This window comes from Streptomyces sp. SID10853 (genome assembly GCF_010548145.1).
Classification (GTDB): domain Bacteria; phylum Actinomycetota; class Actinomycetes; order Streptomycetales; family Streptomycetaceae; genus Streptomyces.
Window position 1 is genome coordinate 1 of sequence record NZ_JAAGLN010000415.1, and the last position, 3,022, is coordinate 3,022.

Genomic DNA, 3,022 nt, shown 5'->3' on the forward strand with positions numbered 1-3,022 from the left:
CCCGGTGCGCGGCGTCGGCGACATCCCCCGGCACGGCCACGACCCGGGTGCCGTGCACCGCCAGTTCCCGCGCGGAGGCGTCCAGCGCCTCACCGGTCCGCGCGCTGATCACCAGATCCCAGCCCCGCTCGGCGAGCCCCTCCGCGAGCGCCCGCCCCAGCCCCTTCGATCCGCCCGTGATGACTGCCACGGCCATGACACACCCTCTTCCGTCGGTGGTCCGTCGGTTCTCCCGCTTCGAGCCACCAACGTAGGAACGCGCCCCCGCCCCGCACCTCGTCCGCGGGCCCCGGCTTCAAAGGCACTTCGGCCTAGTCCTCACGCCCCCCCTGACCTGGTTCCGAAGGACCGGGCCCGAGTTGTCCACAGCCCGATACGGTCCGGCCGACCCGCCGGTACGGTGTGGCCATGTCCCATCGACCCGCGTCCGGCCTGTCAGCGGTGAGCACCGCGCTGCTCGCCATGAGCAGACACCTGGAGGTCCGCGACGTCCTCAAGACGATCGTGGTCTCGGCACGTGAACTGCTGGACGCCGAGTACGCCGCGCTCGGGGTCCCCGACGACCACGGCGGCTTCGCCCAGTTCGTGGTGGACGGCGTCAGCGACGCCCAGTGGAAGGCCATCGGCCCGCTCCCGCGCCAGCACGGCATCCTCGCCGCGATGCTGCACGACGAGAAACCCCAGCGCCTCGACGACGTACGCCAGGACCCACGCTTCGGCGGCTGGCCGTCCACGCACCCCGACATGTCGGACTTCCTGGGCCTGCCCGTCCGCGACGGCGACGAGACGATCGCCGCGCTCTTCCTCGCCAACAAGCGCTGCCCCAGGCCCACCGGCGGCTGCGGATTCACCGAGGAGGACGAGGAGCTGCTGACGATACTGGCCCAGCACGCCGCCATCGCCCTCACCAACGCCCGCCTCTACGAGCGCAGCCGCGAGCTCACCATCGCCGAGGAACGCTCCAGGCTCGCGCACGAACTCCACGACGCGGTCAGCCAGAAACTCTTCTCCCTGCGGCTGACGGCCCAGGCCGCAGCCACGCTCGTGGACCGCGACCCGGCCCGTGCCAAGGGCGAGCTCCAGCAGGTCGCCGACCTCGCGGCGGAGGCCGCCGACGAACTCCGCGCCGCCGTCGTGGAGCTGCGCCCCGCCGCCCTCGACGAAGACGGCCTGGTCCACACGCTCCGCACGCACATCCAGGTCCTCGACCGCGCGCACACCCCCCACGTCACCTTCCGCAGCGGGCAGGTGCGGGCGCTGCCCGCCGCCCAGGAGGAGGCGCTGCTGCGAGTGGCCCAGGAGGCACTGCACAATGCCCTGCGCCACTCGGGCGCCGGGCGGATCGATGTCGTACTGGAGAGCCGGCGGCGCGGACCCGGCGCGGTCCTGCGGATCACCGACGACGGCACCGGATTCGAGCCCTCGGCCGTCCGACGGGCCGGCCGGCACCTCGGGCTGGTCTCCATGCGGGACCGGGCGAGCGGCGTCGGAGGCCGGCTCCGGGTGGAATCGGCGCCCGGGGAGGGCGCCACGATCGAGATGGAGGTGCCCGGTGGCTGACACCGCACCCAGGCCGAAGGCGGCCATCCGCGTCCTGCTCGTCGACGACCACCAGGTGGTCAGACGGGGCCTGCGCACCTTTCTGGAGATCCAGGACGACATCGAGGTCGTGGGCGAGGCACCGGACGGGGAGCAAGGAGTGGCCGCCGCCGAGGAGCTGCGCCCCGACATCGTCCTGATGGACATCAAGATGCCGGGCATGGACGGTATCGAGGCGCTGCGCAGGCTCCGGGAGCTGGCCAATCCGGCGCGGGTGCTGGTGGTCACCAGCTTCACCGAGCAGCGCACGGTGGTCCCCGCCCTGCGTGCCGGGGCCTCGGGCTACGTATACAAGGACGTCGACCCGGACGCGCTGGCCGACGCCATCCGCTCGGTCCACGCCGGGCACGTACTCCTCCAGCCCGAAGTGGCCGGCGCGCTGCTCTCCCAGGAGCCCGGCGGCGGGCAGGGGAGGGGCACCGCGCTGACCGAGCGGGAACGGGAGGTCCTCGGGCTGATCGCCGACGGCCGTTCCAACCGCGAGATCGCCCGGGCGCTGGTCCTCTCCGAGAAGACCGTCAAGACGCATGTGTCGAACATCCTGATGAAACTGGACCTGGCGGACCGGACTCAGGCGGCGCTCTGGGCGGTACGGAACGGGGCGGCGGATTGAGCGGACCGTCATATTCCGGTGTGAGATTCATACCGTCGGGTGTAAGCCACCCACATGGCGTATCCGGATGGAGTGTGGGCCGTTCTCCATGCGTGCTGCGGCGCCGGCCGCAGCCAGCTAGGAGGATCCTGAAATGAAGAACCTGAAGAAGGCCGCTGCCGTCACCCTCGTCGCCGGTGGCGTCCTCGCCGCCGGAGCCGGTGCGGCGTCCGCCGCCTCGCACGCCTCGGGTGCGGCGACCAGCTCGCCCGGAGTCGTCTCCGGAAACGTGGTGCAGGCCCCGGTGCACGTCCCGGTGAACGCCGTCGGCAACACCGTCTCCGTCATCGGCCTCCTGAACCCGGCCTTCGCCAACCACGGCATCAACGGCTGACCGCACCACGGCCAGCGGCCGACGGCCCCCCGCACACGGTGCAGGGGGCCGTTCGGCGCTTCGGGATGGCGGTATAGCGGGCCGGCCGGGAGGCAGCTGCCCGCTCCGCTCAGCGGGAGAGCGCGCCGGGGGACTGCCCCTCGCCGCCTCGCCGCCTCGCCGCCTCGCCGTCTCGCCGACACCGCGCCGGGGGCTGTTCCTCCGCTCCGGACACGTGCGGAGAGACGCCACCGCAGCGCCTCCACCGCAGCGCCTCCACCGCAGCACCTCCACCGCACCGCACCGCCTCCACCGCGCGGGCGATCACGTCAGCCGCGTTCCCGCTCCTCCACATACGCGTTGTACGCGGCCACCTGCGCCCGCCGTGCCACCCGCTCCACCGGCCGCAGCGCGTTCCCCCGCGCCGCCATCTCCGACGCGCTCACCGCGCCGCCCGG

The 3,022-nt window shown here is 72.8% G+C and carries 4 protein-coding genes; 3 read left to right on the plus strand and 1 reads right to left on the minus strand.

Features of this window, described 5'->3' with window-relative positions; translation table 11 throughout:
• Positions 1-196 (minus strand): SDR family NAD(P)-dependent oxidoreductase (locus G3I19_RS35700; protein ID WP_164267834.1); only part of this gene is annotated, 196 nt, incomplete at its 3' end.
• A gap of 212 nt (positions 197-408) precedes the next feature.
• Here G3I19_RS35700 and G3I19_RS35705 point away from each other — a divergent pair.
• From G3I19_RS35705 to G3I19_RS35715, 3 genes are all read left to right on the plus strand, one after another.
• A complete protein-coding gene (locus G3I19_RS35705) occupies positions 409-1,560 on the plus strand; it encodes a GAF domain-containing sensor histidine kinase (RefSeq protein ID WP_164267835.1) in 1,152 nt (383 codons plus the stop codon).
• The gene (locus G3I19_RS35710; RefSeq protein ID WP_164267836.1) at positions 1,553-2,212 is read left to right on the plus strand and encodes a response regulator transcription factor; all 660 of its coding nucleotides are present in this window, start codon (positions 1,553-1,555) and stop codon (positions 2,210-2,212) included. The genes G3I19_RS35705 and G3I19_RS35710 overlap by 8 nt, the downstream gene beginning before the upstream one ends.
• A gap of 133 nt (positions 2,213-2,345) precedes the next feature.
• Positions 2,346-2,585 carry a chaplin gene (locus G3I19_RS35715; RefSeq protein WP_164267837.1) on the plus strand — a complete coding sequence of 80 codons (240 nt, stop codon included), beginning with the start codon at positions 2,346-2,348 and terminating at the stop codon, positions 2,583-2,585.
• Positions 2,586-3,022 lie beyond the last annotated feature (437 nt).